Origin of the sequence: Panacibacter microcysteis, assembly GCF_015831355.1 — a bacterium.
Lineage (GTDB): Bacteria > Bacteroidota > Bacteroidia > Chitinophagales > Chitinophagaceae > Panacibacter > Panacibacter microcysteis.
Window position 1 is genome coordinate 1953247 of sequence record NZ_JADWYR010000001.1, and the last position, 25403, is coordinate 1978649.

At 40.9% G+C, this 25403-nt stretch carries 23 protein-coding genes; 10 read left to right on the top strand and 13 right to left on the bottom strand.

What is annotated here, in order from left to right; translation table 11 throughout:
* Nucleotides 1–63: 63 nt before the first annotated feature.
* Nucleotides 64–840, top strand: coding sequence for an enoyl-CoA hydratase/isomerase family protein (locus tag I5907_RS07870; protein ID WP_196990167.1), 777 nt, complete (start codon nt 64–66; stop codon nt 838–840).
* Between the two features lie 23 nt (nt 841–863).
* On the opposite strand, the gene I5907_RS07875 is transcribed toward I5907_RS07870, so the two are convergent.
* From I5907_RS07875 to I5907_RS07885, 3 genes are all read right to left on the bottom strand, one after another.
* Nucleotides 864–1556, bottom strand: coding sequence for a DUF1345 domain-containing protein (locus I5907_RS07875; RefSeq protein WP_196990168.1), 693 nt, complete (start codon nt 1554–1556; stop codon nt 864–866).
* A 9-nt stretch (nt 1557–1565) separates the two neighbouring features.
* Nucleotides 1566–2987, bottom strand: coding sequence for an alpha-L-fucosidase (locus I5907_RS07880; protein WP_196990169.1), 1422 nt, complete (start codon nt 2985–2987; stop codon nt 1566–1568).
* Nucleotides 2988–3255: 268 nt separating this feature from the next.
* Nucleotides 3256–4149: a sugar phosphate isomerase/epimerase family protein gene (locus I5907_RS07885; RefSeq protein WP_196990170.1), complete on the bottom strand. Its 894-nt coding sequence runs from the start codon at nt 4147–4149 to the stop codon at nt 3256–3258.
* Between the two features lie 188 nt (nt 4150–4337).
* Between I5907_RS07885 and I5907_RS07890 the strand changes: the two genes are divergently transcribed.
* The 4 genes from I5907_RS07890 to I5907_RS07905 all read left to right on the top strand — a co-directional run bounded on the left by I5907_RS07890 (nt 4338) and on the right by I5907_RS07905 (nt 7153).
* Complete coding sequence (locus tag I5907_RS07890) at nt 4338–4637, top strand: PepSY-like domain-containing protein (RefSeq protein WP_196990171.1); 300 nt, start codon at nt 4338–4340, stop codon at nt 4635–4637.
* A 167-nt stretch (nt 4638–4804) separates the two neighbouring features.
* The gene (locus tag I5907_RS07895) at nt 4805–5104 is read left to right on the top strand and encodes a hypothetical protein (protein WP_196990172.1); all 300 of its coding nucleotides are present in this window, start codon (nt 4805–4807) and stop codon (nt 5102–5104) included.
* 184 nt (nt 5105–5288) lie between these two features.
* On the top strand, nt 5289–6203 hold the full coding sequence (locus I5907_RS07900) for a hypothetical protein (RefSeq protein WP_196990173.1): 915 nt from the start codon (nt 5289–5291) through the stop codon (nt 6201–6203).
* Between the two features lie 155 nt (nt 6204–6358).
* Nucleotides 6359–7153 (top strand): DUF6515 family protein, encoded by a 795-nt coding sequence (locus I5907_RS07905; RefSeq protein ID WP_196990174.1) that lies wholly within the window; start codon nt 6359–6361, stop codon nt 7151–7153.
* A 150-nt stretch (nt 7154–7303) separates the two neighbouring features.
* On the opposite strand, the gene atpA is transcribed toward I5907_RS07905, so the two are convergent.
* From atpA to I5907_RS07935, 6 genes are all read right to left on the bottom strand, one after another.
* A complete protein-coding gene (gene atpA, locus I5907_RS07910; protein ID WP_196990175.1) occupies nt 7304–8881 on the bottom strand; it encodes a F0F1 ATP synthase subunit alpha in 1578 nt (525 codons plus the stop codon).
* A gap of 163 nt (nt 8882–9044) precedes the next feature.
* The gene (gene atpH, locus I5907_RS07915) at nt 9045–9608 is read right to left on the bottom strand and encodes an ATP synthase F1 subunit delta (RefSeq protein WP_196990176.1); all 564 of its coding nucleotides are present in this window, start codon (nt 9606–9608) and stop codon (nt 9045–9047) included.
* Nucleotides 9609–9684: 76 nt separating this feature from the next.
* Nucleotides 9685–10179 carry a F0F1 ATP synthase subunit B gene (gene atpF / locus I5907_RS07920; RefSeq protein WP_196990177.1) on the bottom strand — a complete coding sequence of 165 codons (495 nt, stop codon included), beginning with the start codon at nt 10177–10179 and terminating at the stop codon, nt 9685–9687.
* 206 nt (nt 10180–10385) lie between these two features.
* Complete coding sequence (atpE, locus tag I5907_RS07925; RefSeq protein ID WP_196990178.1) at nt 10386–10634, bottom strand: ATP synthase F0 subunit C; 249 nt, start codon at nt 10632–10634, stop codon at nt 10386–10388.
* A gap of 33 nt (nt 10635–10667) precedes the next feature.
* A complete protein-coding gene (gene atpB, locus I5907_RS07930) occupies nt 10668–11849 on the bottom strand; it encodes a F0F1 ATP synthase subunit A (protein ID WP_196990179.1) in 1182 nt (393 codons plus the stop codon).
* A 97-nt stretch (nt 11850–11946) separates the two neighbouring features.
* Nucleotides 11947–12789 (bottom strand): penicillin-binding transpeptidase domain-containing protein, encoded by an 843-nt coding sequence (locus I5907_RS07935; protein ID WP_196990180.1) that lies wholly within the window; start codon nt 12787–12789, stop codon nt 11947–11949.
* Between the two features lie 313 nt (nt 12790–13102).
* Here I5907_RS07935 and I5907_RS07940 point away from each other — a divergent pair, with 313 nt between their 5' ends.
* The 5 genes from I5907_RS07940 to porN all read left to right on the top strand — a co-directional run bounded on the left by I5907_RS07940 (nt 13103) and on the right by porN (nt 20118).
* Nucleotides 13103–15148, top strand: coding sequence for a thioredoxin domain-containing protein (locus I5907_RS07940; protein WP_196990181.1), 2046 nt, complete (start codon nt 13103–13105; stop codon nt 15146–15148).
* A 119-nt stretch (nt 15149–15267) separates the two neighbouring features.
* Nucleotides 15268–16554, top strand: coding sequence for a T9SS ring complex lipoprotein PorK/GldK (gene porK / locus I5907_RS07945; RefSeq protein ID WP_196990182.1), 1287 nt, complete (start codon nt 15268–15270; stop codon nt 16552–16554).
* 102 nt (nt 16555–16656) lie between these two features.
* Nucleotides 16657–17418, top strand: a complete 762-nt coding sequence (gene porL, locus I5907_RS07950; protein ID WP_196990183.1) for a type IX secretion system motor protein PorL/GldL — start codon at nt 16657–16659, stop codon at nt 17416–17418.
* 54 nt (nt 17419–17472) lie between these two features.
* On the top strand, nt 17473–18993 hold the full coding sequence (porM, locus tag I5907_RS07955; protein ID WP_231401995.1) for a type IX secretion system motor protein PorM/GldM: 1521 nt from the start codon (nt 17473–17475) through the stop codon (nt 18991–18993).
* Between the two features lie 21 nt (nt 18994–19014).
* Nucleotides 19015–20118 carry a type IX secretion system ring subunit PorN/GldN gene (gene porN, locus I5907_RS07960; protein WP_196990184.1) on the top strand — a complete coding sequence of 368 codons (1104 nt, stop codon included), beginning with the start codon at nt 19015–19017 and terminating at the stop codon, nt 20116–20118.
* A 491-nt stretch (nt 20119–20609) separates the two neighbouring features.
* Here the strand turns inward: porN and uvrC are convergent, their stop codons facing one another.
* From uvrC to I5907_RS07980, 4 genes are all read right to left on the bottom strand, one after another.
* Complete coding sequence (gene uvrC / locus I5907_RS07965; protein ID WP_196990185.1) at nt 20610–22412, bottom strand: excinuclease ABC subunit UvrC; 1803 nt, start codon at nt 22410–22412, stop codon at nt 20610–20612.
* Nucleotides 22413–22427: 15 nt separating this feature from the next.
* Nucleotides 22428–22871, bottom strand: a complete 444-nt coding sequence (locus I5907_RS07970) for a hypothetical protein (RefSeq protein WP_196990186.1) — start codon at nt 22869–22871, stop codon at nt 22428–22430.
* 261 nt (nt 22872–23132) lie between these two features.
* On the bottom strand, nt 23133–24605 hold the full coding sequence (locus I5907_RS07975; protein WP_196990187.1) for an outer membrane beta-barrel protein: 1473 nt from the start codon (nt 24603–24605) through the stop codon (nt 23133–23135).
* A 48-nt stretch (nt 24606–24653) separates the two neighbouring features.
* On the bottom strand, nt 24654–25361 hold the full coding sequence (locus I5907_RS07980) for an RNA polymerase sigma factor (protein WP_231401996.1): 708 nt from the start codon (nt 25359–25361) through the stop codon (nt 24654–24656).
* Between the last annotated feature and the right edge of the window lie 42 nt (nt 25362–25403).

Sequence of the window (25403 nt, forward strand, 5' to 3'; positions counted from 1 at the left end):
TAACGAATGATTGTTGCAGGCACATCTTTAAAAGAATCTTTTACTTTTGGAAAAATAACTTCTATGTATCAAACATTGCTTACCAATAAAGAAAATGGCATTCTTACCATCACGGTTAACAGGCCTGATAAACTTAATGCACTGAACAAAACCGTAATGGAAGAAATAAGCATGGCTGTTGATGAAGTGTGCAAAGATGAAACGATTAAAGCAGCCATTATAACCGGCGCAGGACCGAAAAGTTTTGTGGCAGGTGCAGACATCAGCGAATTTATAGGGCTAACTGTTGAAGAAGGTAAAGCACTTGCCAAAAAGGGCCAGGATGTTTTTTTTAAGATAGAAAACGCACCTAAGCCAATTATAGCATGCGTAAATGGTTTTGCATTGGGTGGCGGCTGCGAGCTGGCAATGGCCTGCCACTTTCGCCTGGCAAGTGACAATGCAAAATTCGGCCAACCGGAAGTTAACCTTGGCTTGTTACCCGGCTACGGCGGTACACAGCGGTTAACACAGTTAATAGGTAAAGGCCGTGCAATTGAGTTAATGATAACCGGCAACATGATAGACGCAGCAACTGCTTTGCAGTTTGGTCTTGTAAATTACGTAGTACCGCAGGAAGAATTACATGGTAAAGCTTTGTCGATTTTGCAGGTTGTTTTAACAAAGGCGCCAATTGCGGTAGCCAAATGTATAGCTGCCGCCAATGCCGTATTCAGTGAAAAGCAGGATGGTTTCGATGTGGAGGTAAATGCTTTTGGTGAATGTTTTGCTACAGCCGATAAAGTGGAAGGCACCACCGCATTCCTTGAAAAAAGGAAACCGGTTTTTAAAGGAGAATAAACCCGGAAACTAAGCTCTTAAAATTATTTGTTGAGGCCTGCAAGGGTATTGATAGTTAATGCAACAATAACAGTATTGTAAACAAAAGACAGTATGCTGTGCAATAATACAAAGCGGCGGAATTTTTTGGTTATCACCTGCACGTCAGAAACCTGGAAAGTCATACCGATGACAAAGGAAAAATAGGCAAAATCAAGAAAGTCTGGCCGGTCATGTATTTCATCTTCTTTCCCTTCATTGGGAAAATCAAGTCCGCCTGCGTGCATGTTTTTCTTTGTTGCATGGTCGTTATAATACATGTGTGCATAACGTACTGTAAAAATTGTATGCACCGTGCCCCACGATAAAGCCATACCTGATACTGCAACCACAATGTGCAGGGCCTTATGATTTTCATCGCCGCTTAAAAGCAACAATGTAACAGCCGTAAGACTGGCCAGTGTTGCAATAATGATCAGGAAAAAAATGGTAACCCTCGAACTGTCTTCAATTCTTGCCTGCGTTCTTATTTGTTTGGATGGTGTGTTAAAGAAAACGATCCAGTCAATAATCAGAACTACCAGGCTGAATACGTTCCAGCTTATCATTAGCTGTGAGAGTACATCAATATCAAAGGTGTCGGCCACAAAAAAGGCTGACACCGCCAATCCAAAAGCAATTAATCCTTTTTTTGCAGAAGATAACTTCTTTAGCAGCAGATAGCTTTCTTCTTTCATACAGGTTGGTTACTTAGTTTCAATCAATGAATCATCAATATTGTATACTTCCACCTCACTTATTACCGGGGTGCCTTTTGCAGCGGTGATAATAAATCTTACCGCACTTGCTTTTACGGATGGAAATGTAAGTATTCTTTTCCTTCCAATCGTTGTGCCGGTAATGGTTTGCAACACCCTGGCGCCATCCAGCAACTCTATTTTGAAGCCGCTTGTATGCTGCCCAAACTGTATCGCTTCTCTTAGTACAACGCAGTTCAGCCGCTGACCTTTATCAAAACGCAACCAGTAAGAGGTTTTTTGGTAGTTGATGTTTCGTTCAAAAGTTGTTGCATCTCCATCTGCAAAAAACTGCTTTTTAAACAATACGTTATCGTAGTAAGTTTCTTTTCTTGCAGTGGCTGCAAGGTTCACTGCAAAACTTTCATCACGCAGTTTTTTAAAACCTATCAATGCTGCGCTGTCTTTTTCGTTTATTAGACCTCTTCTGTCAGGGGGTACGTTCAGCAATAAGGCAGCTCCGCGGCCGGCAGACTTTAAATATAGATCAAAAAGCTGCTGCGGAGATTTTACTTTATCATCTTCATTGGCATGATAGAACCAACCCGGCCTTATGCTTACATCGCATTCGGCAGGTATCCAGTTCTTCCCGTTATAGTTTCCGGTTGTTAGTGTATCTGTTGGGGGTGCACCTTCGCCCCTGTTAAAACCTGCCGTGTCAAGCATGTTCCAGTTGGTACTGCCTGCAATACCCTTTTCATTGCCAACCCATCTTATGTCCGGCCCTATATCACTAAACACTGGTGTGTTAGGCGCTATGGTTCGCATAGTTTGTTCAAAGCTGTGCCAGTCGTACACCTGCTTTTTACCATTGGGGCCCTCACCATTAGCACCGTCCCACCAGAATTCAAAGAAAGGTCCGTAACGGGTTACCACTTCCTTCATCATATTAACAAATACTTCGTTGTAATCCGCTGTTCCATACTTTGGGTGGTTACGATCCCATGGCGAAAGGTAAATACCAAGTTTCAGGTTGTATTCTTTACAGGCATCGCTCAAGTCTTTCAGCACATCCCCTTTGCCTTCTTTCCATTTGCTCTGTGCCACGGTATGCGTGGAATAAGCACTTGGCCAAAGGCAAAATCCATCGTGGTGTTTGGCCGTAATAATAATACCTTTTGCGCCGGAAGCTTTTGCAATGCGGCACCATTGCCTGCAGTCGAGTTGTGTAGGGTTAAATACTTCTTCCTGTTCATTGCCTTTTCCCCATTCAAGGTCTGTAAATGTATTGGGCCCAAAATGGGCAAAAAGGTAAAACTCCAGTTCATGCCACTGTAATTGTCTTGCAGATGGTGCCGGTTCACCTGTTTTTTGACCAAACAAAAGCGGAGAGAGAGAATAAAAAAGTAACAGTGTAAAAATGTTTTTCATGCGCTACTGGTTAAGGTTATCAGGTTCATTGTTATGAACCCGGCTGCATTGCTGCTATTTGGCTTTCGTTGCGTCGCACTCTTGTACTGTAGTACCTGTTTCGGCAATGGTCTGCGTTGTTCTGTAAACATATACATGTTCTTACCTGCAGTTTGTAAGTAATAAGAAGTACGTATATGCAGTATCGTTGATGCCCAGGGCTATGCCGTACAAGTGAGTGACACAACGAAAGCTTAATAGTTATTCAACCGTTGGTTACCTAAAAATACTACTTAAGTCTCGTAACCTGGTCGTTATAAAATTTTACTGTTTCTATTACATCTGGCAGGTTGTTTAACCAGTTAGACTCGTGTTCTATAGAGATCATACCACGAAATTGCTGGCGTTTAAGTTCATCAAATATTGGGTCAAACTTAATTACGCCTTTGCCAACAATCGTGTCTTCAGCATGTTCTTCGCCAAAAGTTTTAATGTCTTTCAGGTGAACGCCGTATACGTGGCCATCCAGTTTTTTTAAGCACTCTACAGGATCGAGACCGCTGCGTGCCCAATGGCCAAGGTCTGCACAAGCGCCAATATTTGGATGGCCGTTGATTGCGGCAAGTACAGAATCTGGGTGCCAGTAAGGATTTGGTTTGGCGTGTTCATGAATGGCCACTTTAATACCGTATGAGCCGGCAAGACTGTCAATCATGTTCCACTGGTCTTTCTTTGGCTCAGATGTAATATAGCTAAGGCCAAAATCTTTTGCAAGCTGAAATGCTTTTACCCATTCGGCCTGGTCTGCGGGCGCTATTACACCCATTGCCACAACCTGTATTCCTTTGGATTGTAAGAGCTGTTTCAGTTTTGCTTTTGCATCGTCCGTCATGTTAATACCAAATTCGCCCTTCATGTCTGCACCCAGCGGCTGACCCCAATAGCATTCTACATTTTTAACGCCGGCGCTATCTGCTTTATCCAGCGCCTGTGCAAGTGTGAAATGGTTGAATGTCCACATTTGCGTACCAATTTTCCAGTTAGCAGACACATCGAAAGAACTGGTATCTGCAGAAGTAGTGCTTGTTGAATCCGTGTTTTCACCTGCGTTGTTTCCGCTGCCGCACGCAACAGCTACCGTCAGCGATAAGCCAGCTACCAAACCCTTAACTAAATGTTTCATTGTTCTTTTTTAATTAGTTAATGAATAAAGATGGAAAGTTAACCAACAAAAGGCTGCATGGGTAAGAAAAACTTTTTTGCAAAAAGTTTTTTTGCGGTTACGTTTTAAAATTGGGCTGCTACCTATATATGTGTTTGCGAAAAAGGAACACGAAAACAACATCTTTAATTATCAAAAAAAAAGCTATTATGAAAAAGATCTTATTGGCAGCAGCGTTGCTTGTATCAGCAACTACAATTACAGGTATTAATTATGCAAACGCTACAGTAGTTGCCAAATTTGGTGGCAGACATATTCCTGCTTCACAGGTACCAGCTCCTGTACTGGCAAGCTTTGATGCACGTTACCCAACAGCTACAAACGTTAAGTGGGAAAAAGAAAGAGAAGACAGCGGTCTTCAGTACAAAGCAGATTTCATGATTGGTAACCAACGTTACGAAGCACGCTTTGCACCAGATGGTACTTTCCTTGGACAAAAAAGAAAATAATCAGTTTTCTTTAAGAAGCGGCCGGTTTCACCGGCCGTTTTTTTTTTATATTTTTTTTAAAAAATATATAACCAGTGATTACGCTTTGATCCTTTGCTGCTACCTAAGTATGTAAAGGGTGTTAAAACACTACAATAACAAATAATCAATCAAAAAAAATCAACAACATGAAAAAAGTATTCTTAGCGGCAGCAATGCTTTTAGCAGCAACAAGCTTTACAGGTTACAACACAGCCAATGCAGCGGTAATTGTAAAAGCAGGTGGAAGGCATATTCCGGCTTCTCAGGTTCCGGCTCCTGTGCTGGCTACATTTAACAGCACTTTTCCTACAGCTACAAATGTAAAGTGGCAGGTAGAAAGAGAGCATGGCCAGGTTGTTTACCAGGCAGATTTTGTACAAAATGGTCAACGTTGGAGAGCACAGTTCTCTGCTGACGGTACTTTATTAAGCGCAGGCCCACGCTAATATTACTTGATGATAAACTAACCATCCCTAAAAGGATGGTTAGTTTGCTTTTATCTAACTATTTCAGAATGATAATTTACCTGTTCAGCACTAATAGGCTGCATACCAAAAAAGTAATAATATAGCTTTGTTGATTCCTGGATGCCATACGAAGAATTTTTGTCTGAACCCCAATACTGAAATCATGAAAACAAAAACTTTTTTTTACGCCAGCAGTCTTTTTTTTACTGTGATGGCCGCTTGCACTAAAGAAACAGATTTTAAGAACAGTAGTGAATCAACAGTATTATCTGCCACGTTGCAGGACAATGTACTTAGTGTTTGTGATCAATTCAGTTATGGTGATACAATCTTTTACGTTCAGGAGTTACCGAATGATTATATTATACACACAACCGTACCGTTAAGCGGAACATTCGGTTGTTTTCCGGATGAATTAAAGATAAATCCAATAAACGGAGACATTGATATAACAGAAGGTGAAACCGGATTAAAATACCTCGTATGGTTTGTACCAGCAGGCACAAAAGATACTTGTAAAAAATACCTTACAGTGTCGGGGATTGATTTTACAGACAGTATATATGTATTGAAGAACAATCCCGGTGTAGCAAAACCGGTTTACAATTCAACACCAGGTCTTTCTGCAGGCGCCAATGCCGAATTTGATGATGGCCACGATGATGATGATGGTGATGGATTTACCGATGAGCCGCTTGCAGGACAGGAAGTAATACCGCAAGGTGTTGCTTTAGATAAAGCAACGGGTAATATCAATCTTAGGCAAACTATTGCAAATGGAGCGTTAGGCCCAAATCCTGTACCAGGTACATTCAAGGATTTTGTACTCAACTATCGGATATCGGATAAAAGTAAAAAAACACTTAACAAAATAGCTTTTCGCCTTTACTATTACCAGGATCAATCGCAGATTCCGCCAAGGCTGAAAAGACAGCTTTTGGCAAAAAAATCTCAGGTAATTTTAAATGACGGAAGCAATCACAATCTTAATGTCTCAACTGCAAACTTTTCAACTGCAAAAAACGGCGCAGGAGAAGTAAAATGCAGACCCCCATATATTATTGTTGTACAAAAATAATCTGGCGCATTATAGATTAGCCAACCATTTTAATCCGTACTTTCATATGACCAGCCCGGGTAAATATTATTTACCCGGGCTTTGTATTATTTAACAATCATCTTAATAAACTATCTGGTGAATTTGCAGTCTTTTATGCTGTTAAATCTATAAATATGAACAGATTTGCAGCAATACTGATACTTACCTTTTTTTCTATCTCGGCTTTTAGTCAGCCTGTAAGACAAAGACGGGTAATTGTTCACAGAAATCCTGTTGTGGTTCACAGAAACCCGGTTATTGTGAACAGGGGGCCGGTAGTTGTAAACAGGAGCCCGGTTGTAGTTGGCCGTGGTCCTGCATTTGTTAGCAGACCACCTGCCTATTATCCATACCACGGAATTAATTTCAGGTTTAGCGGAGGCTATTATTACAGACCTTATGGCAGTTACTGGAGAATGACCAGGCCACCACTTGGTTTACGAATAAGTGTATTACCTTTTGGCTATTCCTCTTATTACTGGGGTGGTGTACCCTATTATGCATATAATGGCATTTATTATCGCAGGTACGATGATAACAACTATGAGGTAGCAGACCCGCCGATGGGAGCTACATTGTCTTCTCTGCCACGTGGCGCCAAAAGTGTATTAGTAAATGGCGAGGAATTTTACGAGTTGAATGGCGTATACTACAAAGAAACAGAAAATGAAAAGGGAAAACGGGTATATGTTGTTACAGGTAAAAACGGTGAAGTAAATAACAGCGCTGCCCAGGCAGATGATACACAAAATTTTATTCCTCAGGAAGGTGATATCATAGATCAGTTGCCGGAAAATTGTAAGACGATAACACTGCACGGCAATACCTACTATGTGGATGCAAATGACACTTACTACCAGGGAGTAGAACAGGATGGTACAACGCGCTACGAAGTGGTAGGAAAGCCATCTGACGACGTACAAGACTAGCAGGCGAAATTGTGCCCGGCGTGCTGCATACAGGTATACAGTACAAGTGAGTGACACAACAGGTGCTGAGTAAAATGATAGTGTTAAGTACATAACCAACATAAAAAAGGCGATGATAACTCATCGCCTTTTGCATTAATCGGGGCTCGCTTATTTATAAGCAGGCATTATATTTTTAGCAAGCTGAACCATTTTGGCTATACCATCTTCCGGTAAATTACCTTTCTTAAATTCAGCCAGTACTTCGGGCAATTTGCTTTGCATTTCCATCAGGAATTGCTCTTCAAACGCTTTTACGTTTTTAACAGCAACATCGCGCAATAAACCTTGCGTACCAAGGTAAATGATTGCAACCTGTTTTTCCACGCTGAACGGAGAGAACTGAGGCTGCTTCAGCACTTCCACGTTACGTGCGCCTTTGTCGATTACGTATTTGGTTGCCGCATCAAGATCTCCGCCGAATTTTGAGAACGCTTCCAGCTCACGATACTGAGCCTGGTCAAGCTTAAGTGTGCCAGCCACTTTCTTCATCGATTTGATTTGCGCATTACCACCCACGCGGCTTACAGAAATACCCACGTTGATGGCGGGACGGATACCGGCGTTAAAGAGGTTGCCTTCAAGGAATATCTGTCCGTCTGTAATAGAGATAACGTTTGTAGGAATGTACGCAGAAACGTCTCCAGCCTGTGTTTCGATAATTGGTAAAGCCGTTAAGCTGCCACCACCTTTTACCAGATGCTTAATAGAATCAGGCAGGTCGTTCATATTCTTTGCCACAGAATCATTAGCAATAACTTTTGCAGCACGTTCAAGTAAACGACTATGGAGATAGAATACATCACCAGGATAAGCTTCACGGCCGGGAGGACGACGTAATAACAATGATACTTCACGGTAGGCTACCGCCTGTTTGGAAAGGTCATCATAGATGATCAATGCAGGGCGTCCGGTATCACGGAAATATTCACCAATTGCAGCACCGGCAAACGGGGCGTAGAACTGCTGTGGAGCCGGGTCACTCGCACTTGCCGCAACAATTGTAGTGTACTTCATCGCACCATTGTCTTCCAGCGTTTTCATAACTCCGGCAATGGTTGAAGCTTTCTGACCAATTGCAACATATATACAATAAACAGGATTTCCTGCTTCGAAGAACTCCCGCTGATTTATAATGGTATCCAGGCAAATAGCAGTTTTACCGGTCTGCCTGTCTCCAATTACCAGTTCACGTTGGCCACGGCCAACAGGTATCATCGCATCGATTGCTTTAATACCGGTTTGTAAAGGTTCTTTTACCGGCTCGCGGTATATAACACCCGGGGCTTTACGCTCCAGCGGCATTTCATAAAGATCACCGGCAATCGGTCCTTTGCCGTCAATTGGTTCACCGAGCGTGTTAATAACACGGCCGGCAAGGCCATCACCTACTTTAATAGAAGCGATTTTACCGGTACGACGTACCTTGTCGCCTTCTTTAATACCTTTACTTTCACCCATCAAAACCACACCCACGTTATCTTCCTCAAGGTTAAGCGCAATAGCTTTTACACCGTTTTCGAACTCAACTAGTTCACCGGAACGAACGTTGTTCAATCCGTAAACACGTGCAATACCATCACCCACCTGGAGTACGGTACCCACTTCTTCAAGATCAGCAGAGGCATTGAAGTTGCTCAATTGCTGCCTCAGTATCGCTGATATTTCGTCGGGTTTAATCTGAACCATATTTAACTGTTTACTATTTGTGTTTTATAACTAAGCAGCAAAGTTTTTTGGAACCAGGCTGCAGTATTTCAATGTAGCTTTTCTTGCGTCGCACTCTTGTACTTTTGGTACACTATTCAGCAAATGCGAAGATTTGACGATGCACTTTGTGCCGGTAGCGTACTTAGCGAATGTTGTGTAAATACACGTTCTGGCTGAATTGCTTTTTAATATCATTCAGGTCTCTCAGTATACTTGCATCAACGAGATTATTATTGTACTCCAGCATAAAGCCGCCAATGATTTGTTCATCAACTTTTGTTTCAAGCTCCACGTTCTCCAGCCCGGCCTCTGTTTTGGCTTTTGCTACTATAGCATTCTTCACCTCATCACTCACAGGAACTGCAGTGGTAAGCCTAACCTTATGAATACCTTTAATGACATTGTATTGCTCAATAAACGCATCAATGATTTCCGGTAAATCACTTTCACGGCTTTTATTCACCAAAAGCTTTGTAAAAGCATTCATTATTGCAGAAACATTACTACCCGCTACTGCATCAATGATACTTTGCTTTTTATCAGCTTTAATGATCGGGCTACGCAGCAGGTTTGCAAAATCCTTGCTTGCTTTGGTAAGTGCTTGTAGATATTTCGCGTCCGCATATACAACTTCCAACTCACCTTTTTCTGTGGCAAGATCGATTAAACTTTTTGCATACCGGGCGGCTAAACGTGGATTAGGCATTTAATTTAATTTGAAAATGACTCAATCTGAAATTAATCACGCATTATTTGATGCATTTCAATTCCGGATCTTCAAATCAGTTCAGTTTTACACCGTCAGCTAATTGCTTAATGTAGTTCTCCTGTTCAGATTTGTTTGCTAACTCTTTGCGTAAAACTTTCTCTGCTACTTCTATTACAAGATTGCCTACCTGGTTTTTAACATCAGTTAGAGCAGCATTTTTCTGCTGTTGAATAGCTATCTGCGCTTCAGCAATAATACGGTCAAACTCATTCTTAGCCTTATCTTTTGCGTCTGCAATAAGCTTATCGGCCGTTTCTTTTGCTTCTTTCAATAAAATGTTCCGTTCCTCTCTGGCTTTAGCAAGCAGGGCTTCATTTTCATTTTTAAGCTGTGCCATTTCAGCTTTTGCTTTATCAGCAGAAGCTAAAGCATTGGCAATTCCTTCTTCACGCTCTTTTAAACCTTTGGTAATAGCAGGGAAAGCAAACTTTCCGAGGATAAAGAACACAATCAAAAACGCGATCAGTGTCCATATCAGCAAGCCAAATTCAGGTGTAAGTAGTTGCATAAAAACCTCCGTCTCCTTTACTGGAGCTTGTTTATTAATCTAATTTTTTGTTGAATCAATCCTAATATAGTCTATCGACATTTTTTAAATCAAAAGACCTATTAAAACCAAATTATATAAAGTACCAGTTTTGTGATACAAAATAAAAGAACTAAAAATTACTGCATCCGCCGCCCTGTGCTTTAGATGCAGTAAAAAATTTGTGTTTACACGAACATTGCAAGGATACCTGCAATTACCGCAAACAGTGCAACACCCTCTACGAAAGCCGCAGTAAGGATCATGTTTGCACGGATGTCGTTTGCAGCTTCGGGCTGACGTGCAATGCTTTCTACAGCGCCTTTACCGATCTGGCCGATACCAATACCAGCACCGATTGCAGCAAGACCTGCACCAAGAGCACCACCAGCGTTTGCCCAGGCTACGTCGCTTAATAACACGGTTAATAAGTCCATAATTGTGTTCTTTTATGTTGATTTAAAAAAAGACTACGCTATAACTGCATCGTCATAAGCAGCAGTTGTTATCTTTTCACCTTCTACATGCTGATCGTGGTGATCATCTCCATGATGCGTTTCCTCAATTGCCTGCCCGATGAATACAGCCGTAAGATTTGTGAAGATAAATGCCTGTATAAAGGCAACCAATACTTCAATAATATATATGAAAGATGCGAACGCTATTGAAACGGGAGAGAAGCCCCACCCGGCTCCGGTGCTAATGTTCGAAAAGATAAAAATTAAAGACACAAGACAAATGATAATAATGTGCCCAGCCAGCATGTTGGCGAACAAACGAACAATCAAAGCTACCGGTTTGGTGAAAATGCCCAGTATTTCTACCGGTATCATAATTACTTTAATACCACCGGGTACAGGAGGATTGAATATATGGCCCCAATAATGTTTGTTACCGCTAAATGTTATAACAAGGAATGAAATAACTCCCAACACAATCGTGAAAGCAATATTACCTGTTACATTAGCCGATCCCGGTATAAGGCCGAAAATATTATTGACAAGGATAAAAAAGAATACTGTAAGCAAATAGGGCAAATATCTACTGTATTTGTGGCCAAGATTTGGTTTTGCAACTTCATCTCTTACGAAGGTAATTACGGGCTCTATCAGATTCTGTAATCCCCTGGGGGCAGTCTTTACACCTTGGCCCGTTTTGTATCTGCCGGCAACAATCATCATGATCCACACAAGAATTACAAGTGCAAGTATCATCTGAACCACGTTTCTTGTAAGAGAAAGATCATATACTTTCACAGATTCGTCTGTGCTACCATCTGCATTCACAGCTTTTATCACGCCTTCTTCCAGTTTATAACCTTCATAAATAGCATGCCCATGCTCAAATTTTGAAGACATGAAAGATGTAAAACCTCTTTCAGGAGAATAAACAATGATCGGGAGTGGAATTGTTACAGGGTGACTTTCTCCATTTTCGCCTTCCAGGTCCATAAAATGAAACTCATGCGCATTCAGCACGTGACCAAAAATAACTTCCTGAGCATCAAAGCCTTCTTTTTTCGTTTCTGCATGATTCGCTTCAGCATGAGCAGCATCTCCATGTTCTTCCTGCGCAATCGCCGGTGCTGAAAAATGAGTAAAAAACAAGCTGAAAGCCGCTACCAATAAGCATTTGACACGTCCTGATATCATACGGTTTCTGAAATTTGCCGCAAAGATATGAGTTGGCAAACTAAAAATGAGCTTTGAAAAAATGTATTTTGTTGAAAAGCCAAAAATGTTCCGCAGGTTATTTTCTGCCTTCAAAGAAACCGAGCTGTTTTAGTATTCCCGCAAGTATATTTTTTTGTGCAGTAGCAATGTTTGTACTATGGGGTCCATCAATATTCAGTACAAAAAAATAAGGATGCTGGTTTTCTTCAATCCAGCCGGCGGCCCAGCCAACAGCGTTACCATTTTCCGCGAAGCCCCAACCGGTTTTGTAGCTCAGCTGGTAATTCGCATTATTTTCCTGCGTCATCGCTTTTTTCACTATTTCCTGTGCCCTGGATTGAAAAGGTAATTGCTTGAAATACAATTTTTTAACAAGGCCCAGTTGCTCGTCGGGTGTAATTTTCAGGGTGTTATCGAGCCAAAACGTATCCAGATTGTTCCCGATGCTGAATTTTTGGTCTTTGCTGCCATAGCCTAAGCTGTCCAACCAGGTCTGCATGGTGTCTTTGCCAATTCTGCGGGCAATTTCCTGGTAGTAGGGCACTGCAGATTGCCGGAAAGCTTCATCCATAGTAAGATCTTTATTCCACGAAACAGCCGTATCCCCGTTTGGAAAAGTCCGCACTACACCATCCCAGGGAATAATCATTCTTTCGTTTGAAATTCTACCGGTTTGTATGCCAATCAGGCTGTTTACAATTTTAAAAGTAGAGGCCGGCAGGTAAGCCGAATCTTTAAAGCGGCTGAGATTGTAGATAGTAAATGATCCCTGGCCGTTATCGAATAATCCAAATGTGCCGTTAACTTTATTCTGGTCAAAAAATGTTTGAAGACTGTCATCGACCGTAACATTGTTATTGGAACAGGATGTAGAAAGTAGAGACACTACGATGGCGAAAACAGGCAGAATCAGCTTCATTACACTAAATTTTGCGCAAAGCTAATACTGTGGATTCTTCAAAATAAAAATAATATAGTAAAGTATAGCGTGTAATTTTGTGAGTAGCTTGGTGTTATTACATAAAAAGCAGTATTTTGAGCCCGGCTTTTGTACCTTGGTCAGGCTTCCGTTGCGTCGCACTCTTGTACTGTAGTGCAGTAATCGGCAGTATCGGTACGATCACGGTAAGATGCACGGTATTAATGCTCACCCATGTGCTGAAAGTTGAAGTGAGTGACACAACAGGCGATGATAGTAGTAATACAGCTGAAATCAAAAGAAAACCAGTAGCATGACTTTGGAAACAAAGTTTACCAACCGTTTGGCGCATGAATCAAGTCCTTACCTATTGCAGCATGCACACAATCCTGTAGATTGGTTTCCCTGGGGCAATGAAGCTTTGCAAAAAGCAAAAAATGAGCAAAAGCCTATACTTGTAAGCATTGGTTATTCAGCTTGTCATTGGTGCCATGTAATGGAACGGGAGAGTTTTGAGGATGAGGATACGGCTGCAATAATGAACGAGTTCTTTGTAAACATTAAGATAGACAGGGAGGAAAGACCTGATCTGGATCACATTTACATGGAGGCGCTACAGGCTATAACAGGTAGTGGTGGGTGGCCTTTGAATATGTTTCTCACCCCGGATGCAAAGCCGTTTTACGGGGGCACTTATTTTCCACCCGTTCGTGCTTATAACAGGATGAGCTGGAAAGAAACACTTCAGGCGATTGCTGGTTCTTTTGCCACAAAAAGGGGCGAAATAGAAGAGCAGGCTGAAAACCTGACAAAGCACATTGTGAATGCTAATTCTTTTGGCGTTGGCAGGATTGAAGATGGTGATACATTTTTCACAGATGAGCATCTAAACCTTATTGCAACAAACTTATTAGCTATTGCTGACAGGGAATGGGGTGGTTTTGGAAGGGCGCCTAAGTTTCCGCAAACTTTTGGCATTCAATACCTGTTACGGCACTTTCATTTTGCAGGAGATGTTGCTGCACTTGAGCATGCATTGCTAAGTCTTGACAGGATGATCGAAGGCGGGATTTATGATCACCTGGCAGGTGGATTTGCCAGGTATAGTACTGATGCAGAATGGCTGGCTCCACATTTTGAAAAGATGCTTTATGACAATGCTTTACTGATAGGAACGCTATCTGAAGCATACCAATTAACGGGAAAAGAGAAATATGCACAGGTTATAAGTGATACGCTTTCATTTGTTTTTTCAGAACTTACAAATTCTGAAGGTGGGTTTTACAGTGCATTAGACGCAGATAGCGAGGGAGAAGAAGGAAAATTTTATTGTTGGTCTTACGAAGAAATAAAGGAAATATTGGATGATGAGCAATTTTCTACGCTATCCGGGTTTTACGATATCCCTGAAAAAGGAAACTGGGAAGGCAAGATTATATTGAGGTTTAAGAAAGAAATTTTTGCGGCAGCTGATACTAATCCTGCGCAGGAAGAAAAACTGAAGACAATACGTGAGAAATTACTGATGGCAAGAAGCGAGAAAGTAAGACCTGCCCTGGATGATAAATGCCTGCTTGGCTGGAACGCTCTTATGATTTCTGCTTGTTGTAAAGCATATGCTGCAACCGGGAATGAATCCATGATGCACGGTATATCAGGCGCCATAAGCTTTTTGGAAAATAAAATGTTTGCAAACGGTGAATGGTTCCATACCTGGAAAAATGATGAGGCTAAGCATCCTGCTTTTTTAGAGGATCTTTGTTTTTTGGCGCAGGCGTATATACACCTTCAGGAAATAAGCGGCAGGCAGGATTATTTGCTAAGGTCGAGGTTGATAGTTGAATACATCGTAAACAAATTCTCAGATGAAGAGCAAGTGCTTTTCTATTACACATCGGCTGATCAGCAAGACGTAATCTTGCGAAAAAAAGAGATGTATGATGGAGCTGTTCCTTCTGCAAATGCTGTGATGGCTTCTAATCTACATTATCTGGGTATTGTTTTTGACAAGCCTGATTGGATAGAAAGAGCTACACGTATGGTGTCGTTGTTGGGTAAGGCAATAATCAGGTACCCGGGTTCATTCGGGGCATGGGCGTTAGCTATGCAAACCCTGGTTTGTGGTGTGAAAGAAATTGCGGTTATTGGTAAAAACTATCATGATCTGTGTAAACAAATAAACAGCCAGTTTTTACCAAATAAGATTATCCAGACTAGTAAAAATGAAATGGTTGATTTTCCTTTACTAAAAGCAAAAAACGTTGATGCCAATGACACGGAAATATTTTTATGCAGTAATTACGCCTGTAGTAAACCTGTAAAAACTATAAAGGACTTTAATTTGTTACTCAAAAATTAAGGCGATACAATAACAAATAACGATCATCGTTAATAGTATTTGCTGGAAATGGTTGATGTGAACTATTGAAAAAGAAAAAGGATGACAATTGCTCAATCCCACTTAATTAAAATATATAAATGAGAACCCGGTTATTAACAATTTCTGCGCTTACTGCAATCGTCTTCGGTTCGGTAGGTTGCTTTTCGAAAGCCAGAACTAAAGGTGTACCCGATAACGGCCAGCTTGTGGGCGTTTCCCCAAATTCACAAGGCGGAATGAGTAAGCCAATTGGTATGGTCTATGTCCCACCAGGAACATTTCACATGGGTCCTAGTGATGAAGATATCAATTTTAATCTCTCTGCCAGAAACAGGGAAATATCTATCATGGGTTTTTGGATGGATGCCACCGAAATTACCAATAATGAATATCGCCAGTTTGTGTTCTGGACACGAGACTCGCTTGCAGCGGTGCAAATGGGTTATTTAAAGCAAGGTGGTAACGAAGGTGACACAGCCATAGATTGGAAAAAAGCTGCGTCATTAAAGTGGGGTGACAAGGCAACTATGGAGAAATTGAGTCCGCTGATGTTAACTCCGGAAAATCGACTTTATGGTAAAATGGAGATTGACCCAGAAAAAGTAGTGTATAATGTTCAGGATTTTGATTACAAAGCCGCATCTCAACTTTCAAATAAAGGTAAACCGAGAAAAGATTTTATTTATCGATATAATCAGCAGGTGTATCCTGACACTTTGGTATGGATGCGTGATTTCTCATATTCATATAATGAGCCGCAGGCTAAAAGATATTTTTCTCATCCTTCTTTTGGTAATTATCCTGTAGTGGGTGTTAATTGGAAGCAGGCTGTAGCTTTCTGTCATTGGAGAACGCGTCACATGAATTCATGGCTCCTTAAGAACAAGAAAGCTGTTGAAAGTGATTTCAGACTTCCTACCGAAGCTGAATGGGAGTATGCAGCGAGGGGAGGTCGAAGCCAGTCTCCTTATCCTTGGGGAGGTCCTTATTTAAGAAATATGAAAGGATGTTTACTTGCTAACTTTAAACCCGGACGCGGAAACTATGTTGAAGATGGCGGCTTTTATACTGTAAGGGCTGACGCTTACTGGCCGAATGATTTCAATCTATACAACATGGCAGGAAATGTAGCTGAATGGACATCGTCTTTATATTATGAAAGTGCTTACAATTTCGTACATGATATGAATCCTGATATCAGGTGGAACGCACTGGATTCTGATCCTCCAAGAATGAAACGTAAAGTGGTACGTGGTGGAAGCTGGAAAGATGTAGGTTATTTTCTGCAGACAAGTTCCCGACAATACGAATATCAGGATACAGCGAAATCTTACATTGGTTTCCGTTGTGTAATTGATTTACCTGCACAACTGCGTAAAAAATAAAAGCTTATACTAATCACCCGGGCCGGCGTTACTTCCGTGATGCATAGGGAGATTATTCTCAAAACTCAAAACAATCAAAGGAAAATTTAAAAATCTAGTCTTATGGCAGCCCAGATTCCTCCCAAAGTAAGTCGAATCGTTGACATCTTTGTTTCTTTAGCAGCAGCAGTAGTTATTGTTGGTGCATTATTTAAAATCATGCACTGGAAAGGTGCTGATGAAATGCTGATTATCGGTTTGGGTACTGAAGCCCTCGTGTTCGGTGTATATGGTGCATTATATTTAAGGTATCCTGCAATCGATGATCATCAGGTTAAAATTGCGGGTGCAGAGCCTGCAGGAAATCCTGCGTTGAAGTCAATGGAAAAAATGTTACAGGAAGCAGATATTACACCTACTAATCTTTCCAAACTGAGCGCGGGTTTTCAAAAACTTGGTTCAACTGTAGATGGAATGAAAGAAATCGGAAGTGTGGTTGCTGCAACTGGTGAGTTTGAGCAAAAAACAAAGGAAGCAAGTAAAGCAATGGGTGCTGTAGGTACTGCTTATGCAAACGTAGCCAATTCAGCCGCCGCGTTTACCAATGCGTCTGATGGTGCGAAAGTATTTCACGAGCAGGTTCAGGTATTAACAAAAAATTTATCTTCTCTGAATACAATCTATGAGCTGGAATTGTCTGAAAGCAATAATCATCTAAAAGCAATGAACCAGTTTTATGGCAAACTTGCTGAAGCCTCAAAAGCGATGACTACTACTGCTGATGATGCAGTGAGAGCAAAAGATCAAATAGCTCTTCTTGCCGGTAACCTCAATAAATTGAATACAATTTATGGTAATATGATCAGCGCTATGTCTGGTAAATAATTTCGTTAACCCAAAATGGACACAATTAATTAACAAAATTAAAACCGACATAGAATGGCATTACCTAAAGAGCCACGGCAGAAGATGATCAACCTGATGTATCTGGTTCTTACTGCCCTGCTAGCACTCAACGTATCATCTGAGATTTTGAATGCATTTAAAACTGTTGATGCGAGTTTGATGAACTCAAACGGTGTTATAGACGAAAAAAATAATACGCTTTTCAAATCATTTGCTGAAAAGGTAAAAGATCCTGCTACAAGAGAAAGGGCTGAGGTATGGAATGCGAAAGCATTAAAAATCAAAGCTTTATCCGATGATATTTCAACTTACATTGACGGTCTTAAATCTAATCTTAAAACAGAAGCTGGTTTAGATCCTAAGACAGGCGCATTCAAGGAAGATGCACTTGAACCTGCCACAAGGTTGTTTGTTGAGAAAAAAGAAGGAACCGCTTTGCAAAAAAAGCTTGCTGATTTTAAAAGTAATTTGCTTGCTGTTGATGATAGTATGGCAAAAGAAATTGCAAGTACATTACCGCTCAATCTTGATCCTCCGGCAAATGTTAATAGTGCTGCCGCTAAAGGAGACTGGGGTTACAGCTACTTTCATATGACACCAACGGTTGCAGCGCTTACAATTTTAAGCAAGTTTCAGAACGATGTAAAGAACAGTGAAGCAATTGCAGTTGATTATTGTCACAGAAAGACCGGGGAAGTTAAAATCATTTTTGACCAGTTTCAGGCAATTGCAAGCCAGAGTTCCGAATACATGATGCCTAACCAGGAATTAACAATTCAAGGTGGTGTAGGAGCATTCAGTAAAGCAGCAAAACCCACGGTTACTATTGATGGTCAAAGCATTCCGTTAAATGCTGATGGAATAGCAGAATACAAAACAACAGTTGGTGGTCCAGGTGATTATTCCAAAAAAGTTGTTATTAGTTTTACAAAACCAGATGGCACACCAGGTCGCTTGGAAAAGGAAATTAAGTACACAGTTGGTTCGCCTACAGGTGCCAGTGTAAGTGCAGACGCCGTGAAAGTGCTTTATATAGGTTTGGATAACCCACTTAGTGTAAGCGGCGGTAATGTAGGTGATGAGCGTGTGAAGGTTTCAATTGACAACGGCGAACTGGCAAAACAGGGAAATGGTAAGTATATATCACGTCCCAGAACGCCTGGAAAAGCTAACGTGGTTTTAAATATCGACGGAAAACCTCAAACTTTTGAATTCAGGGTTAAGAGTGTTCCAGATCCTGTTGCCAAAGTTGGTAACAATAAAGGAGGTCAAATGGGCGTTAACGAGTTTAAGGCCCAGATGGGAGTAAGAGCAGAATTGGAAAACTTTGTTTTCGAAGGGGTAAGGTTCGATGTTACAGGCTATACATTGGTGCTTACAGGCGCAGGATTTCCAACATTGCAGTACAGACAGGTGAAAGGTGCATCGTTCGATGGGGTGAGGGATTTGATAGAAAAAGCAAAGCCTGGCACAACAGTTTCAATAGATGAGATTAAAGCAGCCGGCCCGGGCGGTACAAGAACTCTTGCACCAATAGTTTTTAACTTACGTTAATTTATATAACTTATCAGGATCATGAGGACATATTCATTTAAGCTGATTTTGTTTGCGGCATCTCTTGTTATCTTAGGTTCAGCTGATGCCCAGACAAAAAAGAGAACTACCAAGAAGAAAACCTCTTCAACAAGTGGTTACAGTGCATATGGTAACCAGGGTAATTCCGGTTCAGCTTATGGCAATAACAGTGCTGATACTACACCAGTTAAGAAAAACAATACCGCCGGAGGTTCCGCTTACGGGCAGAGCTACAGCGCTCCGGGACGTGATACTACCCTTCCAATAGAGGTGGTGCGCAGTACTTCAGGTGGTTTGCTGGACAGTACGAAAATGTCTTTAAGAAACGATGCTGGTATTGAACAGGATCTGATCAAAGAAAAATCTCCGCTTCCTTACGAAAATATCCGTGAAGATGATGCGGTATACCGCGTAAGGGTTTGGAGAGAAATCGATGCCAGGGAAAAGCTGAATCTTTCGTTCAGGAATGCCTCTACAGAAGACAACGGTAGTCAGCGCTTTATAAGCATACTGGTAAGAGCAATCAAAGATGGTCAAATCACTGCATTTGAAGGTTCCGATGATCGTTTTACTACCCCTATTACGGCAGATGCGGCAATAGCTGCTTTTGGCAGTGGTTATGATACAGTTCCCAAATATGATTTTGATGGCAATGTTGTAGGATACCAGGTACGTGAGAAAGCAATTGACCCCGATTCTATTTACAAATTCAGGGTAAAAGAGGAGTGGATTTTTGATAAAGAGGCCAGCCGCCTTTTCGTTAGAATCCTGGGTATAGCACCGGTGGTTGGTCGTAAACTGTCGAATGGCGAACCAATCCCGAATTCTGAAGGCCCGGTTTGGTGGATTTATTACCCTGATGCGAGACCCGTATTTGCAAAAAGCCAGGTTTACAATCCAAAAAATTTTGGTGCACGTATGAGTTGGGAAGACCTGTTTGAAAGCCGGATGTTTAGCAGCTATATTATTAAATCATCGTTCGATAATCCCTACGACATGGATTTAGCTTCCATATATCCAAACAACACATTGTTCAGGCTGCTGGAAGGAGAAAGAATAAAGGAAAAGATTTTTAATTACGAGCAATCACTTTGGCAGTATTAGTAAAAAATGTTTGAATAAACGAAGTCCCGTTGCATAGCAACGGGACTTTTTTTGGTAATGAACTTTTGTCCCAATATTCAGCACCTGTTTTGTCACTCACTTCAACTCTACCAATACTATTCAGCAAGGGAATATCTTCCTGTATTTTCATAAATAAAAGTAGTATGCGGCTTATGTAATGTGAAAATTATGTGCCTTATCTGGCTTGCTGATCGCTAATGGAAACGCCACAGCCCGGATATTTTCTTTCAGTACAAGAGTGCGACGCAACAGGTGCTGAAACACGTGCAAAAGCTGGCTCAATACTTTTATAAAAGACTAATTAACAACGGGTTATAGTGAAAGAAAGTTAACCCGGTGTTAAATGAAAATATTTTTTTGAAGTTGCTTAAAAAAAAATTGTATATGATTAATTATATCGTAAATTTGTAACGGTTTTTCATAGGATATTGGATTTTAAAACGGGGTTGGATCTTCATCCAGGCCCCTTTTTATTTTACGAGATGATTTTTTACAAGTTGTGCTTTTTTCAGGCCTATTATTTTTGCGAGTTCTTCTAAGGGTTGACTACTGATATTTTTCACTGATTTAAAAGTTTGCAATAACTGTGTAGCGGTTTGTTCACCTATGCCTTTGATGCCCTCCAGTTCGTTTGTGAAAGTGCCTTTGGATCTTTTATTACGGTGAAACGTAATGCCAAACCGGTGTACCTCATCCCTCACGTATCTTATAAGTCGCATGCTATCGCTGTTCATCGGAAGTTTAAAAGATTCACTGTCTCCCGGGAAAAAAATCTCTTCTTCATTTTTTGCAAGGCCAACCACCACCATCTGGCCATTCAGGCCCAGCTCATTTACACTCTCCATAGCTGCACCAAGCTGGCCTTTTCCGCCATCTATTATTACCAGCTGCGGCAGCGGTTGTGATTCGTCCACCAGTCTTTTATAGCGCCGGTAAACTACTTCTTTCATTGTTGCGAAGTCGTTTATACCTACTACAGTCTTCACATTGAAATGACGGTAATCTTTCTTGCTTGGAACCCCATCTTTAAAACAAACCATTGCTGATACGGGATAGCTGCCCTGGAAGTTGGAGTTATCAAAACATTCAATGTGTACGGGCGCAACCGGCAGCTGCAGATCCTGTTGTAATTTGTAAACCACCTGCTTTTTTTCCATGTCTGATCTGCCTTCCAGTTGCAGCACTTTTTTCTTTTTTATCTCCGCTAAAAAGTAATCGGCATTTTTTTGAGACAGCAATAGGAGCTTCTTTTTGTCGCCGCCTTTTGGTACTGTAACCAATACATGCTCAAAAACGTTTTCAATTTCGAAAGGAACAACTATTTCGTTGGCTAAACTGTTGAATGTTTCACGCAGGCTGGCAATAGCAAAAGCAAGCACATCGGCCTCAGATTCGTCAAGCCTGGGCTGTAATTCTACTGTATGTGTTTGAACAATTGTGCCATTCTGTACCATCAGGTAATTTACATAGGCAACGTCGTGTTCTTTGAGTATAGAAAATACATCGATATTCGAAAGATGTTTGCTTACAATTACAGAACGGGCCTGGTAGTTTTCAAGGTATTCAATTTTCTTCTTTACCTGCTCAGCTTTTTCAAACTTCATATCGAGCGCAAATGCAGTCATTTCTTTTTTGTAATACTGAATAATCGGGTTGAGATTACCTTTCAGCATCTGCTTTATTTGTAGTAAACCTTCTGCATAATCTGTCTCACTTTGGTAGCCTTCACAAGGGCCCTTGCAATTGCCTAAATGGTATTCCAGGCACACTTTGAATTTGCCTTTTTCAATATTGCCTGGTGCAAGATTTAGCTTACAGGTTCTCAGGGGAATAAACTGCCTTATAAAGCTGATGAGTTCACGCACTTTTCCTGCAGAGGTAAACGGGCCAAGGTACTCCGAGCCATCGTTTATTTTCCTGCGGGTAAGGAATATTCTTGGGAAAGGTTCTTTTTTGATGATAATGTAAGGGTAACTTTTATCATCCTTCAGGTTGATGTTGAACCTCGGCTGAAATTGTTTGATCAGCGAATTTTCCAGCAGAAAAGCATCCTGCTCAGAATCTACGATGGTAAATTCTACACGATTAATTCGTTGTACAAGCTCATGTGTTTTATAGTTGGTAAATGTTTTGGAAAAATAAGAACTGATGCGTTTCCGCAAGCTTTTCGCTTTGCCTACATATAGCAATTCATTTGAAGCATCAAAATATTTGTAAATGCCTGGTTGCTGCGGAATGGTGTGTGCAATATCCTGGAATTGTTTAGCCGTCATAGTAAAACAGCAAAATTACTGCTTACTCTTCCACGAAATGTTAAACTGCTCTGTAGTTTCTTTACCTGTTATTTGGGTAGTGCGGTAGATTGTAAAATGCAGGTCTGTCTTCCAGGTAAGTTTCTCGTTTATTGATGTATCTCCTTTCCTGAAAGTCTTTGTAATAAAAACGTGTTTGATATTATCGCTGAGTGTATCGAGCAAAACATCAAGCGACTGAATTGGTAAAGCTTTGTTTACACTGGTATAGGTAAACGTATTGCTTGCGGTTGTGGCATCATGAAAAATCGATTCTCTGTAATACTTTTTTATGGCGGTATCGTTTATGTCATCAACCAAAAAAGGTTTGGCAAGTTGGTTCAACTGAACTGAATCGATGACGGAAGAATCTGTTGTGTTTGCTGCGATGGTATGATAATACTTGATTTCGTTTGCGGAATCTGCTTTCAATAATTGCATGATAAAATATTCATGCACCGGGTAAAAAACTGCATTGCTTGTTGATGGTAATTTTTCTTCGCTGGCTGTGTTTTCTATATTGCTGCAGGAAGTAAGCAAAGCATAAAAAGCAAATAATATATACGCTGGTCGCAGCTGAATAGTATTACCGAACGATGAACGTAATGCGACGCAACAGACGCTTAATAGTTGCAATGGCCCCTGCTTCATAATAAAAATTTAAGACAATAACGGGTTGTTTAAAAAACGGAAGTTAGAGAATTACTGCAACGATCTTGTCAGGCCAAGCTTAATACCAAAATCAAGCGGGTATTCGCGAATAGGGAAGGAATTTGCCATTGTGGCCATAACCTGGTAGCGGAATTGTGGCCCTATCTGCCACCTGTATTTGCCGGTATTGTAACCAAGATAGGTTTCAAAGTTTGCGTTAATGTTCCAGTTGCGCATAAGTTGCGAACCATCTGCGTAGTTTTTGTAATTGGAGGTAATAATGAAAGGTTCTTTATCGAATGTATAGGTTGGCTGCACAGAGGCGGAAATACCCCATGCAAACTTTTTATTGATGGGGCGCCAGTCTATACCTATTGGAACTGCAATTTCGTAATAGCGGTTTTTAAGTTCTATCGGCTGGCTGCCTTCTATGTTCCTGAAGCCTGAAACGGTGTTCAGCACCAGGTCTGAATTATTAGCACTGAGCGCTACAGTAGCGGGCTCTGAACTGTGTGCATAAGCAGCTATATTGTACTGGCGTGTATTAAATTGAAAACCTGAACGGATAGCAAATTTTTTGTTGAGATTATAACCAAGCGAAAAACCGATCTCGTAGCCTACAGCAGGTCTGTGCTTAATAACATTATTAAGATCTATAACGTAGTTAGCCGCATAAGGCAGCGCAGTAATATAAGACTTAGATAAAGAACCCTGTACATCATCCACAAGCCTGCGATAGCTGATAGAAGGTGTAACATACACCTGGAAGTCGAGCCTCGAAGATTTTTTTCCAATTTGAGTAAGCGGTGATGAATAAACAATTGGTGCAGATGCAAGATCAATATCTAATGCAGTATTATTGGTGTGCCGTATAAACGGAAATTCGCTGCCATAACTATATACAGCATTAGAGAAATAGAAGCCATTATTATTGGAAGAAGGTATTGTAAAATTATTGCTGAATAAGAGACGCACATCCGGGAAAGTTTCGGCATGTGCTACATGCCTGTTCTCCTGTGTTTCATCTGGTCTTTCTTCCTTTTCTGCTATAATAATGTGCGCGGCCTGCGGTGTTTTTTCAACGTTAGATACCAATACAGTTTTTTCCGCAACAGCCCCGTAAGATGGAAGTATCAACACTTCATCTGCCCCGTTTGTTTCAATGGTTCTTGTAACAGAGGCTATTGTTTGTTGCGTAAAGTTATTTACCTGTAAATGTTTGGCATAATCAGTTACCTGCGCCGCAGTTTTAGCGTCATTATTAACTGTGGTGATGTTTTGTAATGATGCAGGTGTAGTTAAGGCTGTAAGTACTGGTTCGCGATGTGGTTTTATTATCAATGTTCCTACCACAAGGGAAGCAATTATAAAGAACGCTACAACGCTCAAAGCAGGCCATTTGCTCGGGCTATGTACTTCTGCATGAATTTTTCTCCATACATGATCAGAAGGATACATCCGGTGCTGGTTAGCCTGTTGCTTTAATAAATCCTCTAGTTCGTTATCGTATAAACGATTCTCCATAGAATTGCTCTATAAAAATCAGTTAGTTGGTTATATAAAATGTTATGTTCAGCCCTTGTACAAGGCAACCATTTTGAAATCCTGCGCTGGCTTTTCCAGAATTTTCTTTTTAACCAGAATGGACTCCAACATAACTTTTGCTCTTGTATATTGACTTCTGCTAGTGCTCTCTTCTATTTCAAGAATCTCTGCTATTTCTTTATGGTTATAACCCTCAATAGCATAAAGGTTTAAAACAGTTCTGTAACCTACCGGTAATAACCTTATACACTCAACCACCTGTTTCGCCTGCATAATCGAAGGAATCGTTTCTTCCTTTACCGCAATATATCCTGCAACTTCAAGCTCCAGGCTCTCATTAAATTTCTTGTATTTTTTCAGGAAGTTGATGCACGTATGCACAATTATCCTTCTCACCCATCCTTCAAAGGAGCCCTTATTCTGAAAAGTATGTATCTGGGTAAAAACTTTTATGAAGCCTTCCTGCAACATATCTTCGGCATCTTCACGGCTTTGCGCAAACCTGTAACAAACGGATAGCATCCGGGGGCTGTACCTGTTGTACAACTCCCTTTGTGCGGCCGGATCATTTTTCAGACAACCAGCTAAAATCGTTTGTTCAGTCATGCAGGTAAACGGTATTACCCTATAAATGTAGACAAAATTTTCATTTAATTGCTGCATGCATATGGGCTGGCAAAGATTTATTTTTTCCCGCCACATATAATATTTTTCAATACCAGCACAGGTTTTCATGGCATCCTCGTTGCGTCGCAATCACGTCATCTGCATATAGAA